The following is a 14,513-nucleotide window of genomic DNA, read 5'->3' as shown; positions in this document are numbered from 1 at the left end:
GTCACCTTCGGGGCCTGTTTCACTTTTGGGCTATTTCACTTTCGGCGCTATTTCACTTTGGGATCGAGCGCGTCGCGCAGGCTGTCGCTGAGCAGCGAGAACGCGGTGACCAGCAGCGACATGCACAGGGTGACGGCCAGCATCTGCCACCAGTAGCCCTGCAGCAGCTCGGCCGGTGCCTCGGCCAGCATCGCGCCCCAGCTGACCTGGGTGACGCCGACGCCGAAGCCGAGGAAGGACAGGATCGCCTCGTACTTGATCAGCGCCACCGTCAGCATGGAAAACTGCACCAGCAGCAGGTGGCTGACGTTGGGCAGGATGTGGTGGAACATGCGGCGGCCGTGGCCGGCGCCGATGGCGTCGGCAGCGCGCACGTACTCGCGGCCCTTGTGCTTGATGAATTCGGCGCGCATCAGGCGGAAGGTGCCGGTCCAGCTGGTGAACGCCATCACCAGCACCACGGTGCCGATGCCGCGGCCGCTGACCGCGGCAAACGCCAGCAGCAGCAGCATGTCCGGCACCGAGGTGAACACGCTGTAGCCCCACATCAGCAGGTCATCGAGCAGGCCGCCGAAGTAGCCGGACAGCGCGCCGAGCACGGTGCCGATGGCCAGCGCCAGCAGCGCGCCGGCGATGCCGACCTGCAGCGAGGTGGCGGTGCCCTGCAGCAGCTTCTGCAGCACGTCGCGGCCGCGCTGGTCGGCGCCCAGCGGCAGGCTGTCGGCCCGTGCCTGCTCGGCGCTGCGGTACTGCGCGGATTGCTGCTGGGCGGCGGCGAGATCGGCCGCCAGCGGGTCCTCTTCGGCGGACAGGCCGGTGGCGCCGCTGCTGCCCTGGGCGGCGGCGCTGGTGGCACGGCGGTCGGCGGCGTCGATGTCGGCGGCGTTGAGCTCGACATGGTGCGGCGCGGTGCCGGCGAACAGCGTCGGCGGCGCGTAGGGATGGGCGACCTCGTCCTGCCAGTGGCTGGCGACGAGGCCGCTCCAGGCGGCCAGTGCCAGCAGCAGGTAGGCGCCGACGATGCACAGTGCGGTAAAGCCGATGCGGTCGCGGCGCAGCCGGCGCCAGCCGATGCGCGTCAGGCTGTTGTGGTGGTGCGGGGCCGCAGGCGGCGGGGAAGAAGTGTGGGGCATGGTGTCAGTGTAGCTGCACGCGCGGGTCGATCAGCTTGTAAACGATGTCGGTCAGCAGGTTGAACAGCATGGTGGCCAGCGCGATGTAGATGGTGATCGCCTTGATCACCGGGAAATCGCTGCGCTCCACCGCCATCACCACCTCCTTGCCCATGCCGGGGATGCCGAAGAAGGTCTCCAGCAGCATGGCGCCCATCATCAGGTAGGGCAGCGACATCATCAGCGAGGTCACCACCGGGATCATCGCGTTGCGCAGCACGTGCTTGAGCATGATCACCGGCTCGGACAGGCCCTTGGCGCGCGCGGTGCGCACATAGTCGTGGCTCAGCTCCTCGACAAAGCAGCTGCGGTAGAAGCGGATGTCCGGCGCCAGGCCGACGATCACTCCCAGCAGCAGCGGCAGCGGCAGGTAGTGCAGCAGATTGTCGAGCGTGCTGTCGCTCCAGCCCATGATCGGAAACCAGCCGCCCTTGAACGCCAGCCAGTACTGGCCGGCGATGATGTACACCAGCGCGCTGACCGACATCGCGCAGGTGGCGATCAGCGTCACCAGCCGGTCGGTGACGCTGCCGCGCAGGTAGGCGACCAGCGCGGCGATGCCGATGGCCAGCACGGTGCCCAGTAGCAGGATGCTGCCGGTGAGCAGCAGCGACGGGCCGATGCGGCTGTGCAGCAGCGCCGACACCGGCTGCTGCGTCGACCACGAGGTGCCGAAGTCCAGCGTCAGCACCTGGCGCACGAAGATCAGGAACTGCTGCGGCAGCGGCAGGTCCAGCCCCAGCTGCTGACGGATGCCGGCCAGCGCCTCCGCACTCAGGTTCTTGCCGGCGAGGATGTAGGACGGATCGCCGCCGACCCAGTTGAACAGCACGAACAGCAGCAGCATCACGCCGAACAGCGTCGGCACCATCTGCCACACGCGGCGGACGATATAAGCCAGCATGATTTATCCTCCGGCCGCGCGGCCGTTCATTTCTGCAGATCCAGGTAGCGCCAGCTGGTGCCCAGCAGCGGGTGCAGCTTCAGTCCCTTCACGTAGCGGTGCGCCAGCGTGCTGCGCATGCGGATGTCGCCAAAGATCCACGGCTGCTGCGCCACCACGATCTTGTTCATCGCGTCGTACAGCTGGTTGCGCTCCGGGCCGTGCGGCAGTTTCAGCGATGCTTCGAACAGGCGGTCGTAGTCGGTGTTCTTGAAGTCGGCAGCGTTGGAGTCACCGGCATTCTTGCCGTACAGCAGCTGCATGAAGTTCTCGCCGTCCGGGTAGTCGGCGCCCCAGGCCATGCCCCACATCTGCAGCTTGCCCTGGTGGTTGGCCTTGGACAGTTCGTTCCACTTTCCCTGCTTGAAGCTGAGGCGGATCTTCAGCGTGTCGAAGGTCTTCTGCCAGTATTCGTTCCACTGCTTGTCCAGCGCGCTGGTGCCGCAGGCCAGCTCGATCGCCAGCGGCTTGCCGTCCGGCCGGGTACGGTAGCCGTCGCTAGCTACGCGATAGCCGAAGCGGTCGAGCAGCGCGTTGGCCGCCGCCGGATCGTACTTGGGCGTGCCACGGAAGGCCGGGTTGTGGCCGGCCACCCCGGCCGGCACGATGTAGTTCATCGGCACCGCCTGGCCGCGACGGATGCTGGCAATGGTCTCGCTCACCGGGAACGCCATCGCGATGGCACGGCGCAGCGCGATCTTGTCCTTGCTGTCGCCGCCGACCACCGGATCCTGCATGTTGAAGAAGTGGAAGGTGATCTCCGGCAGCAGCTGTCGCTGCAACTGGATGCCCTGCCGCGCGTACTGCTCGGCCAGCCGCACCTTGAGCGGGTCTTTCGGGTCGATCACCAGTGCGCTTTGCAGCGCGGCCTGCGGGATGCCGCTGATATCGAGCTGGCGGTTGAGGAAGGACAGCCACAGCGGCTGTTCTTCCTCGATGACGGAGATCTCGATGCGGCCAACCTGCGGCAGGGTCTTGCCCTGCAGCGCCTGCACCACCGCCTTGTCCACCGGATCGTTGCCCGGTGTGGCGTTGAATACCAGCTTGCGAAAGCCCGGGTTGGCCTCCAGCACGATGCGGCTGCCCGGCTTCCACTCCTTCAGCAGGTAGGGGCCGGTGCCGACCGGGTGGGCATTGGTGTTGTCGCGGTTGGCCTCGATCACCTCGCGCGCCACCGCGCCGAAGGCCGGCATCGCCAGGATGGGCAGGAAGTTGAAATTGGTGGTGGTCAGCGTTAGCTGCAGCGTGTACTTGTCCAGCACCTTGATGCCTTCCAGCGGCGCGTCGTAGTTCAGCGTGCCCTTGCCGGCGGCCTTCACCAGCTCGTTGCCGCCGACGAAGCGGCCGTCGACCAGGAAGCTCCACGGCGAGTGGATGCTGGGGTCGAGGTGGCGCTTGATGCTGTAGGCGTAGTCGGCGGCGGTCAGCTCGCGCTTCTTGCCCTTGAAGGCCGGATCGGCGGCGAAAAAGATGCCGGGCTTGAGGCGGAAGGTGTACACCTTGCCGTCGGCGGAGATGGTGGGCAGCGCGCTGACGGTATTGGGAATCAGCTTCGCCGGCCGCGCCAGGTAGTCGTAGGTGACCAGCGGATCGAAGATGTTCTCGGTGACGGTGCTGGAGTACAGGTCGGAGACCTTGGCCGGATCGAAGCCTGTTTCCGGCGCGTTCAGCGCCACGCGCAGCACCTTGTTCATGTCGGCGGCCTGCGCCGGCAGCAGCACCAGGGCGGCCAGGGTGGCCAGCAGGGCGTGTTGGTTCATGTCGGCTCCTCGGGTTTCTTTCTATTCTGGCAACAAATGCCGGCTTTTGCGCGCGCGGTGCGGCCGGGCGGCGTGCTTGCGGCCAAAGGGTAAAGCAAACGGTGCGCCGGCGCAGCGTTTCAGCGCGCGGCCGGCGGCGCCAGTCGCGCCAGCATGTCCTGCAGCAGCTCGATCAGCACCCGCACCTTCATCGGCAGGTAGCGCCGTGCCGGGTACACCACGTACACCTCGGCGCTGCGGGTGCGGTAGTCGCTCAGCAGCGGCTGCAGCTGGCCGCGTTGCAGTGCGTCTTCCAGCAGAAAGCGCGGCTGCAGCAGGATGCCCATGCCGGCCACCGCGGCGCTGACCAGCACGTCGCCGTTATTGCTCTGCAGCGGGCCGTCCACCGCCACCGCGATTTCCTCGTCGCCGTGCCAGAAGCGCCACACCTGTGGCTGGTTGCCCTGCTGGTAGCGCAGGCAGCTGTGGCGGGCGAGGTCGGCCGGCGTCTGAGGCGCAGGGTTGGCCGCAAGGTAGGACGGCGCCGCACACAGCAGCATGTCGATGCGCCCCAGCGGCCGCGCGATCAGGCCGCCGCCCAAGGGTTGGGTGCTGATGCGCAGCGCGAGGTCGAAGCCGTCCTCTACCAGGTCGACCTGGCGGTCGGACAGTTCCAGCTCCACCTGCAGCAGCGGGTGGCGGCAGCGCAGCTCGGCCAGCCACTCGCCGAGGTAGCGCATGCCGAAGGACAGCGGCGCCGCCATGCGCAGCGTGCCGCGCGCCTCCACGCTCTGCTGCATCGCGGCGGCGTCGGCTTCTTCCAGCTGCGCCAGCACCAGCGCGGTGCGCCGTGCGTAGTCCAGCCCGGCCTCGGTGAACGCCAGCCGCCGGGTGGTGCGCTGGATCAGGCGGGTGCCCAGCTCCTGCTCCAGCGCGCCGAGGTACTTGCTGACCATGGCGGTGGACATCTCCAGCCGCGCCGCCGCCGCGACGAAGCTGCCGCTGTCGTGAATGCTGTGAAACACCCGTAATGCCACCAGCTTGTCCATGATTGTTTCTTTTTGGTTAGCAATTCATTGCATGAATAGCCGTTTATTCGCGCTCTGGCAAGGTGTTTAATGCAGTCATCGCCACGCAGCGTGGCGCCACCCACCCGAAGGAAACCATCATGATCGACCAACGTACCGCTCCTTACGCCGCCCTGATCCTGCGTCTGGCACTGGGCCTGATGTTCGTCGCGCACGGCGCGCTGAAACTGTTCGTGTTCACCCCGGACGGCACCGTCGGTTACTTTGCCTCGCTGGGGCTGCCGGCGATCTTCGCCTACCTCACCATCGCCGCCGAGCTGGGTGGCGGCGTGCTGCTGCTGCTGGGCGTGGCTACCCGTCCGGTGGCACTGGCCCTGATCCCGCTGTTGATCGGCGCCGGCGTGCTCGGCCACGGCGGCAACGGCTGGGTGTTCAGCAACCAGGGCGGTGGCTGGGAATATCCGGCCTTCCTGGTGGTGGCGGCCGTCGTGCAGGTGCTGCTCGGTGACGGTGCCGCGGCGCTGAAGCCGGTCGGCTACAAAAAAGGCTGATTTAACACATCACGATGATCCCGATGGCGGTGCCAGTGTGGCACCGCCCTTGCTACAGGTAACGCACCATGTTCTTCGCTCCCTTGTTTCTGTCCCATGGCGGTCCGGATGTGCTGATCAACGGCTCGCCGGCACCGGCGGTATGGCGCGCTCACGCCGACAGCCTGCCGCGGCCACGCGCCATCCTGATGATGTCGGCGCACTACCTCGCGCTGCAGCCGCTGCTCGGCAGCAGCCCGCGCTGGGGCACGGTGCATGACTTCGGCGGCTTCCCGCGCGAGCTGTACAAATTGCAGTATCCGGCGGCGGGCGACGACAGCGTGCTGGCCGAGGCGATGGCGCTGCTGGCGGCGGCGGGCATCAGAGCCCGTCACGACGGCGCCGAGGGGCTGGATCACGGCGCGTGGGTACCGCTGCTGGCGATGTATCCACAGGCCGACATCCCGGTGATCACCATCAGTACCCTGCCGCGGCAGGACGCGCGCGCGCACTACCAGCTGGGGCTGGCGCTGGCGCAGCTGGCCGAGCAGGGGGTGCTGATCATCGGCTCCGGCAGCATGACGCACAACCTGTACGAGCTGTCGCGCGCCGGCGGCCCGGAGCAGCCGTGGGCGAAGGCGTTTGCCGACTGGATGGCACAGCGCTTGCAGGAAAACGATATCGAGGCCTTGCTGGACTGGGAGGCGCGGGTGCCGTTTGCCAAGCAGAACCATCCCAGCGACGAACACCTGCTGCCACTGTTCTTTGCACTGGGCGCTGCGCACGGCAAGGTTGGCCGCAGCCTGCACCGCGGCATCGAGCTGGGCGCGCTGGCGATGGACGCCTGGGCGTTCGACGGCGCGGCGGCCTGAGTTTTTAGCGTGTGTTCACGGTCTCGCGAGCTGGCGCGAGCCGCGAAAACGGCAGAGGAAGCGGCGTTTAGCCGGAGATAGACCGGCATGCCGAAGCCGTTGTTAACGCGATATCGCCCCATTGAGATCTGGCGCAGCACAGCGGGAGCAGGTGCTCAGATCGCCTGCTGCAGCCACTGCACCAGTGGCTGCACCCGGCGCAGGTGGCGGTCGTGCGGCGGCAGCACCAGGTAGTAGCCCTTGCCGCTGCGCACGCTGCGCGGGCAGGGGGTGACCAGGCTGCCGTCGCGCAGCGCATCCTGCACGATCAGCGGATCGACCAGCGCGATGCCCAGCCCGTGCCGTGCCGCTTCGATGCCCATCACGTCGGCATCGAACAGCAATTCCTTCTGCCCCTTCGGCCACGGCGCCGCCAGCCACAGCTGCCAGTCGTGACGGTCGCGGCTGGTGTGGATCAGCGGATACTGCGCCAGCGCGTCCTCGGCCAGCGTCAGTGCCCCGCCCAGCAACGACGGCGCCGCCACCGGCGTCAGGACTTCCTGATGCAGCAGCTGCACGCTGACCCCCGGCCAGTTGCCGTCGCCGTACTGGATCGCCATGTCGAACAGCCCCCAGTCGAAGGCGGGCTTCTCTTCCCACACCGTGCTGACGCTGATGTCGAGATCGGGAAACTGTTCCTTGAAGTTTTGCAGTTGCGGCACCAGCCAGCGCACCGCGATCGACGGTGGCGACTTGATGCGGATGCTGTGCTGGCGCTGGTTGAGTTGTTCGCAGGTTTCGCTGATCTTCTGGATCGCCTCGTGCAGGCCGTGCTGCAGCGTGGCGCCCTCCGGCGTCAGCGTGATGCCGCGCTGGCTGCGCACCAGCAATGGAAAGCCGAAGTGTTCTTCCAGGTTGCGCACCTGGTGGCTGACCGCGCTTTGCGTCAGGTACAGCGTATCGGCGGCTTTGGTGAAGCTTTGCAGGCGGGCAACCGCCTCAAAGATACGCAAGGCATTGAGCGGGGGCAGTTTGGTCATCGGGCAGCGAACGCGGGTGGCTATCGGCCACAATCTGCCGTATCGGTAGCCGGCTCGTCAATGCGCACTGCAATTCTTCGCTGATGGTGCCGCAGCGCCAGGCGATCTCGTCGCAGCTCAGCGCCGGGTCGCCCCACAGCGTCACCTCGTCGCCGATGCCCACCTGCGGCTGTGCGGACAGGTCGATCGCCAGCACGTTCATCGCCACGCGGCCAACCAGCGGCACGCGCTGGCCGTTCACCAGCACCGGGGTGCCGCTGGGCGCCGCGCGCGGGTAGCCGTCGCCGTAGCCGGCGCCGACGATGCCGATGCGCATCGGCTTCTCGGCGGTAAACGCGGCGCCGTAGCCGATGCTGTCGCCGGCGGCCAGCTCGCCGATGTGCACGATGCGCGCGGCAAAGCGCATCGCCGGCAGGATGCCGGCCGGCCACAGGCTGGTGTCGGGGTAGAACGGGTTGTTGTTGTACAGCAGGCCACCGAGGCGCACCGCGGCGCCGTGGGTCAGCGGCGCGCGCAGGGTGGCGGCACTGTTGGCCGCGGTAAACGGCAGCCCGGTGGTGGTGACCACCTGCATGAAGCGCTGCCACGGCGCATCCAGCCGGATCGCCAGATCGTCGGCGCAGGCGAAGTGCGTCATCAGTCCGGCCACCTCGCAGATGCCGTCCTGCTGCAATTGCCGTACCACCTCGATGGCGCGCTCCGGTACGAAGCCGAAGCGGTTCATGCCGGTATTGACCTTGACCCACACCCGCAGCGGCAGGCCACAGGCACGCAGCCACTGCAACTGGTGCTCGGAGCGCAGCACCACGTCCAGCTGCCAGGCGTGCGCCTCGTCCAGCTCGCGCGCCTCGATGGCGCCTTCCAGCAGCAGGATAGGTGCGTGGATGCCGGCGTGGCGCAGCGCGATGGCGTCGTCGAGGTTGATCAGCGCAAAGCCGTCGGCATCGGGCAGCGCCTGTGCCACACGCAGCAGGCCGTGGCCGTAGCCGTTGGATTTCACCACCGCCCACACCCGGGTACCGGGCAGCTGCTGCCTGGCGATGGCGTAGTTGTGGCGCAGGGCGGGGAGGTTGATTTCGGCGTAGGCGGTGCGGGTCATGGCGGGTCTTTCGTGCCGGGGCAGGGCGCCCCGGCGGTCGGTTCAGCAAAAATCATCACGATCTGCTGCGCTTCGTGAAACGTTACGCGGTGAGTACGGCTTCGGCATGTGACTCATATCTGGATAAATGCCGCGTCCTCAGCCGTTTTCACCTTGTCTTGCGTGAGCGCGCGAGATCGTGAACACGCTCTTACTTGAACGGGTAGATGTCGTAGCTGAAGTACTTGTTCTGCACCTGCTTGTAGGTGCCGTTGTCGATGATCTTCTTCAGCGCGGTATTGACCTTGGCCAGCAGCTCCTTGTTGCCCTTCTGCACCGCGATGCCGGAGCCCATGTAGTACTTCGGATCGTTGTACACCGGGCCGACGAAGGAATAGCCCTTGCCCATCGGCTTCTTCAGGAAGTCCTCGTCGCCGACGTTGGCGTCGAGGTAGACCGCGTCCAGGCGCTGGTTGCTGAGGTCAAGAAAGCTGTCGGTGACCTTGCCGTACAGCTTGAGCTTCACGCCCTTCGGTACCCACTTGGCAGTGGCTTCCTCGCGCTGCACCGAGGTGCGCAGCACGCCGATGGTCTTGCCCTTGAACCACTTGTCGTCGATCTTGGTGCCGGACTTGGCGATCAGGCGGCCGGGGATGTTGAAGTACATGTCGCTGAAGTCGACCGCCTTGGCGCGCTCCGGGGTGATATTCATCGAGGCGATGGCGAGATCGTATTTCTTGGCTTGCACCGCCGGGATGATGCCGTCGAAGTCCATGGTGCTGACTTCGCACTGCAGCTTGGCCTCGGTGCAGATGGCGCGGGCGATGTCCGGATCGAAGCCGACGATGCTGCCGTCCGGGTTGACCTTGGAGAACGGCGGGTAGCTGACGTCGGTAACGATGCGCACGGTCTGGGCATTGGCCAGCAGCGGCAGGGAGCACAACAGGGACAGCGCGAGGACTTTGTTGCAGTTCATGGTGATCTCCGATTGTTTCTTGGTTTGGTGTTGGCGGCGGTGCCGGTGCCGTTGAAGTCAGGCTAATGATCTGACGGCTGCGGAACAAATGATTTATGGCGATCGGCGCATGAGAGAAATTCATGCTGCGCCGCACGGAGAGGGGCGGGACAAGGTTGGCCGCAGACGACAAAACACCGGCGCGCGGCCGGTGTGGTCGGGTGTGCTGCCGCGCGGGCGGATCAGTCTTCCAGCAGGCCGTCCAGCTGGTGCTTCTTCAGCAGCGCCGCGTATTCGCCGCTGGCCTTGACCTGGTCGATGGCCTTGTTGAGGCGCTGTTTCAGCTCGCCATCCTGCTTGCGCAGCGCCACCGCCACGCCCTCGCCGAGGAGCTTGTCCTTGCGACCGTCAAACACCGGGCCGCTGAAGGCGAAGGCCTTGCCGTTCGCGGTATCGAGGAAGCCCTTCTGCAGCTGCACGGTGTTGCCGAAGGTGAAGTCGGCGCGGCCGGAGGTCAGCTCCAGCATCGGGTCCTGCGCGTTGACGTAGCGCTTGATGCTGGCGCTCTTGAAGTTCTGGGTGACGAAGCGGTCCTGCGGCGTGCCGGTTTGCACCGCGATGGTCTTGCCCTTCAGGTCGGCGCTGAGCGCGGCGCCTTTGCGGCCGACGAAGCGGTTCTGCATCAGGTAGTACACCTTGCTGAAATCCACCACCTTGCGCCGCTCGTCGGTGATGTTCATCGACGACATGATCGCGTCGTACTTCTTCGCCTGCAGGCCGGGGATCAGCCCGTCCCACGGCTGGTTGATCACCTCGCATGGTGTGGCCATCGCCTTGCACACGGCGTAGGCAAAGTCGACCTCGAAACCGGCGACCTTGCCGCTGGCGTCGACATACTCGAACGGCGGGTAGGTGGCGTCGGTGGCGATGCGCAGCGGCTCGGCAGCATGGGCGGCGAACGGAGCCAGCAGGCTGGCAGTCAGGATCAGGTGCTTCAGTTTCATGTTTTCTCCTTGAGACACTTTGTAGTTGGTGCTTTAGCCAATGAAACGACGGTGTTGCAGCGCCGGCAGGCGGCTGCGCCAGGTCTGTTGCCCGGTGAAATCGAGTGTCGCCAGCGCGATGCCTTCGCCCTCGGCGTGACAGGCCAGTACCTGCCCCCACGGATCGATGATCATGCTGTGGCCGAAGGTGCGTTTGCCGCCGGGGTGCACGCCGCCCTGGCCGGGCGCCACCACGAAGGCGAGGTTTTCCACCGCGCGGGCGCGCAACAGCAGCTCCCAGTGCGCGAGGCCGGTGGTGTGGGTGAACGCCGCCGGCGCGGTGATCAGTACCGGAGCCGGGGCCTGGCGGTACAGTTCGGGGAAGCGCAGGTCATAGCACACCGACAGTCGCGTCGGCCCCCACGGCGTAGTGGCGCTGACGATGCTGTCGCCGGCCTGCATGGTGTCGGCCTCGGCGTAGCGTTCGCGGCCGTCGTCGAAGCCGAACAGGTGGGTCTTGTCGTAGCGCGCCGCGCACTGCCCCTGCGGACCAAACAGCAGGCTGCTGTTGCAGAACCGCCCCGGCTGCGTGCCCTGTAGCGGCAGGGTGCCGGCCAGCAGCCAGACGCCGTGGTGGGCGGCGGCGGCGGCCAGTCTTTGTTGCAGCGGGCCGGCGCCGAAGGGCTCGGCCAGCGCCAGCCGCGCGCGCTCGTCGGCCGGCATCAGGTAGAAGTACTCCGGCAGCGCGACGAACTGCGCGCCCTGCGCCGCGGCGTCGGCCAGCAGCGCCTCGGCTCGTGCAAGGTTGGCCGCAAGGTCGTCGCCGGACACCATCTGGATGGCGGCGGCGGTCAGTGTTTCCATCGCCATGCTCAGCCTCCGATCCGGCACAGGCGCTCGGCGCCGGCGAGCAGGGTGACGTCGTCCTTGGCGAAGGACAGCCGGATCACCTGCTGGTCGGTGCCGTCGCGGTAGAACGCCGACACCGGGATGGTGGCCACGCCGTGCTCGACGATCAGGCGCTGCACGAAGTCGCTGTCGCTGTCGCCGGACAGGTGGCCGAAGCTGGCCAGCATGAAGAAGCTGCCCTGGCTCGGGATCAGCTTCAGCGGCGATTCCGCCAGCGCGCGGGTCAGCAGGTCGCGCTTGTGCTGGTAGAACGCCGATAGTCCGAGGTAGTGCTGCGGTTCTGCCATCAGCCGTGCCAACGCGTACTGCATCGGGGTGTCGGCGGCGAACATCGCGAACTGGTGCACCTTGCGGATCTCGTCCATCAGTACCCTGGGCGCCAGGCAGTAGCCGACGCGCCAGCCGGTGACGTGGAAGGTCTTGCCGAAGGAAGTCACCACCACCGAGCGTGCGGCCAACTTGGGATGACGACTCATGCTGTGGTGCAGCTCGCCGTCGAACACCACGTGCTCGTACACCTCGTCGGAGAGGATGATGATGTTGCTGCCCTCGGTGAGCGCCTCCAGCCGGGCGATGTCGGCGGCGGAGAGCACGGTGCCGGTCGGGTTGTGCGGGGTGTTGAGCAGGATCATGCGCGTGCGCGGCGTGATGCGGGCGGCGACCTCGTCCCACGGGATGGCGAACTCGGGGGCCGCAAGCTTGATCACCACCGGAGTGGCGCCCTGCAGCTCGATCATCGGGATATAGCTGTCGAACGCCGGCTCGAACACGATCACCTCGTCGCCGGGATGCACCAGCGCGGCGATGCTGGAGAACAGCGCCTCGCTGGCGCTGGCCATCACCGTTACCTCGTCGTCGACGTCGTAGTGCTGGCCGTACAGCGTTTCCACCTTGGCGGCGATCGCCTCGCGCAGCAGCGGCAGCCCGCTCATCGGCGCGTACTGGTTGTGGCCGGCCTGCATCGCCTCGTGCGCATAGCGCACCAGATCGGCGCTGCACGGGAAGTTGGGCGCGCCCTGCGACAGGTTGATGGCCTGGTGTTTGGCGGCCAGCTGGCCGATCACGGTGAAGATGGTGGTGCCGACATGCGGCAGCTTGGACTGGACGGTGACGGAGTTGTGCATGATCTGTGGGGGCAGGTTGTGGTATCTGGCGTCCATTGAACGCCACTGCCTCTTGTGCGACAAACGATTTATCGGCATGTTATGGCTGAGAATTTTTCAGTCATGGAGGCCGCGATGCCGCGCCGCAATCTGCCGCTGTATGCCTTGTCGCTGTTCGAGGCCGCCGCCCGTCACCAGAGCTTCACCCGCGCCGCCGACGAGCTGTGCCTGACCCAGGGCGCGGTCAGCAAGCAGATGGCGCAGCTGGAGGCGCACCTGGGCTACCCGCTGTTCCACCGCTACGCGCGCAGCCTGAAACTGTCGGTGCAGGGCGAATGCCTGCTTGGCTACGTGCAGCAGGCGCTGGGCCTGCTCGACAAGGGCGTGGCGGAGGCGGCGGCGGCCAGCCCGCCGTTGCGGCTGAAGGCGCCCAGCTGCATCGCACGCTGGTTATTGCAGCAGTTGCGGGCCTTTGCCGACGAGGCGCCGGAGATCAGCGTGCAGCTCAGCGGCGTGCACGCCCACGACATCGACTTTGCCCGCGAAAACTACGACCTGGCCATCGTCTATCGCCCGCTGGCCAGCGCCGGCGAACGCGGTGTGGTGCTGTTCGCCGAACGGCTGACGCCGGTGCTGGCACCGTCGCTGCTGGCACAGGTTGGCCGCAAACTGGACAGCCCGGCGGCGCTGGCCGCCTATCCGCTGTTGCACCCGTCCGCCGACCGTCGCGACTGGCGGCAATGGCTGCAGGCCAACGGCGAGCGGCAACCGGCGCTGATGGCCGGCACCGTGTTCGACACCCTCGACCAGGCAATGAATGCGGCGCTGCAGGGCTTCGGCGTCACCCTCGGCGACGTCACCCTGCTGGCGGAAGAGCTGAAAAGCGGGCAGGCGATCGCGCCGTTCACCAGCTGTCTGGACAGCGGTTATGGCTACGTGCTGCTGCTGCCGGAACAGGCGCCGGCGGCTGCGGCGTTGCGGCTGCAGCAGTGGTTCCAGCAACGCATCGCGCCCGAGGCCTGAATCCTTTCCGCTAATGCCGCGATGGCGGCATCACGCCTGCCCGCAGCGGAAAGACGGCTCAGTGTAGCCAGCGCGCGGCCAGCCAGTGGCAGAAGTCCTGCACCATCGCTGCGGTCAGCTGGTGGCCGGCCGGATAGCGCTGCAGCTGGTGTGGCACGCCCAGCTCGTTCAGCCAGCGCTCGGCTTTTTCTGCCCACGCCAGCGGCAGCTTGTCGTCGAACTCGCCGTGAGAAATGAAACCGGCCAGCGTCGCCAGATCCTGTGGCGCGGCCAGCAGCGGCGCGATTTCCGGCAGAATGCGGCCGGACAGCAGGCCGAAGCCGCCGACCAGCTGCGGCGAGGTCAGCGCCAGACCGGCACTCATGATGCCGCCCTGGCTGAAGCCGGCGACCACCGTCTGCGCGGCGCCCAGTCCGCTGTCCGCCTGCAGGCTGGTCACCAGTCGTTGCAGCTGCTGGCGGCTGGCTTCCGCCTGCGCCGGATTGATAGCCGGCCCTTGCGCGCCAAAGCTGACCTGGAACCAGCCGAACTGGCCGGGGCCGAAAGCTAGCGGCGCCTGCACCAGCACCACCCTGACCCGGGCATCCAGCTGTTGCCCGAGCGCGGTCAGCTGTCCCTCGTTGCCGCCCACGCCATGCAACAGCAGCAGCAACAGTTGTGGCGCGGTGGCCGTGTCGGCCTGCAGCACGCGGTAGAGCAGGCCGGAGGCGGCATCCTGGCGCAGTGCCGATGGCTGTTGCGTGGGCAGGGACGGGGACTGGTGGGGTGGCTGGCTGTGCATCGGAGTTCCTTGGCTAAACGGCGGTGCCATTGCTGGCGGATGACCCTGATTCTGCAGCCGGACTGGCCGGCGATAAACAGGCATGGACGAAACGGATTATTGCCTTGCGGGAAATAATCGGTGTGGAGGGCGAGTGGCCGTGCGGTGCGGGGCTGTGTTTATGGCACGGTTAGTGTTGTCTGGCGGCGGGGTAGGCCAGCGGGGACAGGTGCGGTGCGGCGGCGAACAAAAAAGAAAAAGGACTTACAGAGTGATCTGTAAGTCCTTGATTTCTTTTGGTGGGCCCTGCGGGGCTCGAACCCGCGACCAAAGGATTATGAGTCCTCTGCTCTAACCAACTGAGCTAAAGGCCCAAACGGCGGCCATTATAGCAGGATA

General features: G+C 66.6%; 14 protein-coding genes and 1 tRNA gene. 3 read left to right on the top strand and 12 right to left on the bottom strand.

The genetic code is table 11. From position 1 onward, the window contains the following. Positions 1 to 47 precede the first annotated feature (47 nt). The 4 genes from PQU89_RS06950 to PQU89_RS06935 form a co-directional block, all read right to left on the bottom strand. Positions 48 to 1,133: an ABC transporter permease gene (locus PQU89_RS06950; protein ID WP_272765197.1), complete on the bottom strand. Its 1,086-nt coding sequence runs from the start codon at positions 1,131 to 1,133 to the stop codon at positions 48 to 50. A 4-nt stretch (positions 1,134 to 1,137) separates the two neighbouring features. Next, positions 1,138 to 2,076 (bottom strand): ABC transporter permease, encoded by a 939-nt coding sequence (locus PQU89_RS06945; protein WP_272765196.1) that lies wholly within the window; start codon positions 2,074 to 2,076, stop codon positions 1,138 to 1,140. Between the two features lie 26 nt (positions 2,077 to 2,102). Then, entirely contained in the window at positions 2,103 to 3,875 is a 1,773-nt protein-coding gene (locus tag PQU89_RS06940; protein ID WP_272765195.1) for an ABC transporter substrate-binding protein, read from the bottom strand. A gap of 119 nt (positions 3,876 to 3,994) precedes the next feature. Beyond that, the gene (locus PQU89_RS06935; protein ID WP_272765194.1) at positions 3,995 to 4,903 is read right to left on the bottom strand and encodes a LysR family transcriptional regulator; all 909 of its coding nucleotides are present in this window, start codon (positions 4,901 to 4,903) and stop codon (positions 3,995 to 3,997) included. Between the two features lie 119 nt (positions 4,904 to 5,022). Between PQU89_RS06935 and PQU89_RS06930 the strand changes: the two genes are divergently transcribed. Together PQU89_RS06930 and PQU89_RS06925 are read left to right on the top strand one after the other, a co-directional pair. Beyond that, entirely contained in the window at positions 5,023 to 5,433 is a 411-nt protein-coding gene (locus PQU89_RS06930; RefSeq protein ID WP_272756683.1) for a DoxX family protein, read from the top strand. A gap of 68 nt (positions 5,434 to 5,501) precedes the next feature. After that, positions 5,502 to 6,284: a DODA-type extradiol aromatic ring-opening family dioxygenase gene (locus PQU89_RS06925; protein ID WP_272765193.1), complete on the top strand. Its 783-nt coding sequence runs from the start codon at positions 5,502 to 5,504 to the stop codon at positions 6,282 to 6,284. Between the two features lie 155 nt (positions 6,285 to 6,439). Here the strand turns inward: PQU89_RS06925 and PQU89_RS06920 are convergent, their stop codons facing one another. The 6 genes from PQU89_RS06920 to PQU89_RS06895 form a co-directional block, all read right to left on the bottom strand. Continuing rightward, positions 6,440 to 7,303: a LysR substrate-binding domain-containing protein gene (locus tag PQU89_RS06920; protein WP_272765192.1), complete on the bottom strand. Its 864-nt coding sequence runs from the start codon at positions 7,301 to 7,303 to the stop codon at positions 6,440 to 6,442. Next, positions 7,263 to 8,402 carry an alanine racemase gene (gene alr / locus PQU89_RS06915; protein ID WP_272765191.1) on the bottom strand — a complete coding sequence of 380 codons (1,140 nt, stop codon included), beginning with the start codon at positions 8,400 to 8,402 and terminating at the stop codon, positions 7,263 to 7,265. The genes PQU89_RS06920 and alr overlap by 41 nt, the downstream gene beginning before the upstream one ends. A 190-nt stretch (positions 8,403 to 8,592) precedes the next feature. Beyond that, on the bottom strand, positions 8,593 to 9,357 hold the full coding sequence (locus tag PQU89_RS06910; protein ID WP_047967794.1) for a transporter substrate-binding domain-containing protein: 765 nt from the start codon (positions 9,355 to 9,357) through the stop codon (positions 8,593 to 8,595). Between the two features lie 221 nt (positions 9,358 to 9,578). Continuing rightward, positions 9,579 to 10,340 (bottom strand): transporter substrate-binding domain-containing protein, encoded by a 762-nt coding sequence (locus PQU89_RS06905; RefSeq protein ID WP_272765190.1) that lies wholly within the window; start codon positions 10,338 to 10,340, stop codon positions 9,579 to 9,581. A 33-nt stretch (positions 10,341 to 10,373) separates the two neighbouring features. Continuing rightward, positions 10,374 to 11,183 carry a carbon-nitrogen hydrolase family protein gene (locus tag PQU89_RS06900; RefSeq protein WP_272765780.1) on the bottom strand — a complete coding sequence of 270 codons (810 nt, stop codon included), beginning with the start codon at positions 11,181 to 11,183 and terminating at the stop codon, positions 10,374 to 10,376. Between the two features lie 8 nt (positions 11,184 to 11,191). Next, positions 11,192 to 12,388 carry a methionine aminotransferase gene (locus PQU89_RS06895; RefSeq protein WP_272765189.1) on the bottom strand — a complete coding sequence of 399 codons (1,197 nt, stop codon included), beginning with the start codon at positions 12,386 to 12,388 and terminating at the stop codon, positions 11,192 to 11,194. 78 nt (positions 12,389 to 12,466) lie between these two features. On the opposite strand from PQU89_RS06895, the gene PQU89_RS06890 reads away from it, so the two are divergent. Then, the gene (locus PQU89_RS06890) at positions 12,467 to 13,354 is read left to right on the top strand and encodes a LysR substrate-binding domain-containing protein (protein ID WP_272765188.1); all 888 of its coding nucleotides are present in this window, start codon (positions 12,467 to 12,469) and stop codon (positions 13,352 to 13,354) included. Between the two features lie 58 nt (positions 13,355 to 13,412). Here PQU89_RS06890 and PQU89_RS06885 read toward each other — a convergent pair whose 3' ends face one another. Both PQU89_RS06885 and PQU89_RS06880 read right to left on the bottom strand, forming a co-directional pair. Further along, the gene (locus tag PQU89_RS06885; protein WP_272765187.1) at positions 13,413 to 14,135 is read right to left on the bottom strand and encodes an alpha/beta hydrolase; all 723 of its coding nucleotides are present in this window, start codon (positions 14,133 to 14,135) and stop codon (positions 13,413 to 13,415) included. A 276-nt stretch (positions 14,136 to 14,411) separates the two neighbouring features. After that, positions 14,412 to 14,488, bottom strand: a tRNA-Ile gene (locus PQU89_RS06880). Between the last annotated feature and the right edge of the window lie 25 nt (positions 14,489 to 14,513).

It is taken from the genome of Vogesella indigofera (assembly GCF_028548395.1).
GTDB lineage: Bacteria > Pseudomonadota > Gammaproteobacteria > Burkholderiales > Chromobacteriaceae > Vogesella > Vogesella indigofera_A.
This window is presented reverse-complemented; position numbering and strand designations above follow the sequence as displayed.

What these genes read in the sequence shown, in the direction of transcription:
- PQU89_RS06930 (WP_272756683.1), top strand. Translation starts at nt 5,023, where the DNA reads ATGATCGACCAACGTACCGCTCCTTACGCCGCCCTGATCCTGCGTCTG.
- PQU89_RS06895 (WP_272765189.1), bottom strand. Translation starts at nt 12,388, where the DNA reads ATGGACGCCAGATACCACAACCTGCCCCCACAGATCATGCACAACTCC.
- PQU89_RS06935 (WP_272765194.1), bottom strand. Translation starts at nt 4,903, where the DNA reads ATGGACAAGCTGGTGGCATTACGGGTGTTTCACAGCATTCACGACAGC.
- PQU89_RS06950 (WP_272765197.1), bottom strand. Translation starts at nt 1,133, where the DNA reads ATGCCCCACACTTCTTCCCCGCCGCCTGCGGCCCCGCACCACCACAAC.
- PQU89_RS06900 (WP_272765780.1), bottom strand. Translation starts at nt 11,183, where the DNA reads ATGGAAACACTGACCGCCGCCGCCATCCAGATGGTGTCCGGCGACGAC.
- PQU89_RS06890 (WP_272765188.1), top strand. Translation starts at nt 12,467, where the DNA reads ATGCCGCGCCGCAATCTGCCGCTGTATGCCTTGTCGCTGTTCGAGGCC.
- PQU89_RS06905 (WP_272765190.1), bottom strand. Translation starts at nt 10,340, where the DNA reads ATGAAACTGAAGCACCTGATCCTGACTGCCAGCCTGCTGGCTCCGTTC.
- PQU89_RS06925 (WP_272765193.1), top strand. Translation starts at nt 5,502, where the DNA reads ATGTTCTTCGCTCCCTTGTTTCTGTCCCATGGCGGTCCGGATGTGCTG.
- PQU89_RS06920 (WP_272765192.1), bottom strand. Translation starts at nt 7,303, where the DNA reads ATGACCAAACTGCCCCCGCTCAATGCCTTGCGTATCTTTGAGGCGGTT.
- PQU89_RS06945 (WP_272765196.1), bottom strand. Translation starts at nt 2,076, where the DNA reads ATGCTGGCTTATATCGTCCGCCGCGTGTGGCAGATGGTGCCGACGCTG.
- PQU89_RS06885 (WP_272765187.1), bottom strand. Translation starts at nt 14,135, where the DNA reads ATGCACAGCCAGCCACCCCACCAGTCCCCGTCCCTGCCCACGCAACAG.
- alr (WP_272765191.1), bottom strand. Translation starts at nt 8,402, where the DNA reads ATGACCCGCACCGCCTACGCCGAAATCAACCTCCCCGCCCTGCGCCAC.
- PQU89_RS06940 (WP_272765195.1), bottom strand. Translation starts at nt 3,875, where the DNA reads ATGAACCAACACGCCCTGCTGGCCACCCTGGCCGCCCTGGTGCTGCTG.
- PQU89_RS06910 (WP_047967794.1), bottom strand. Translation starts at nt 9,357, where the DNA reads ATGAACTGCAACAAAGTCCTCGCGCTGTCCCTGTTGTGCTCCCTGCCG.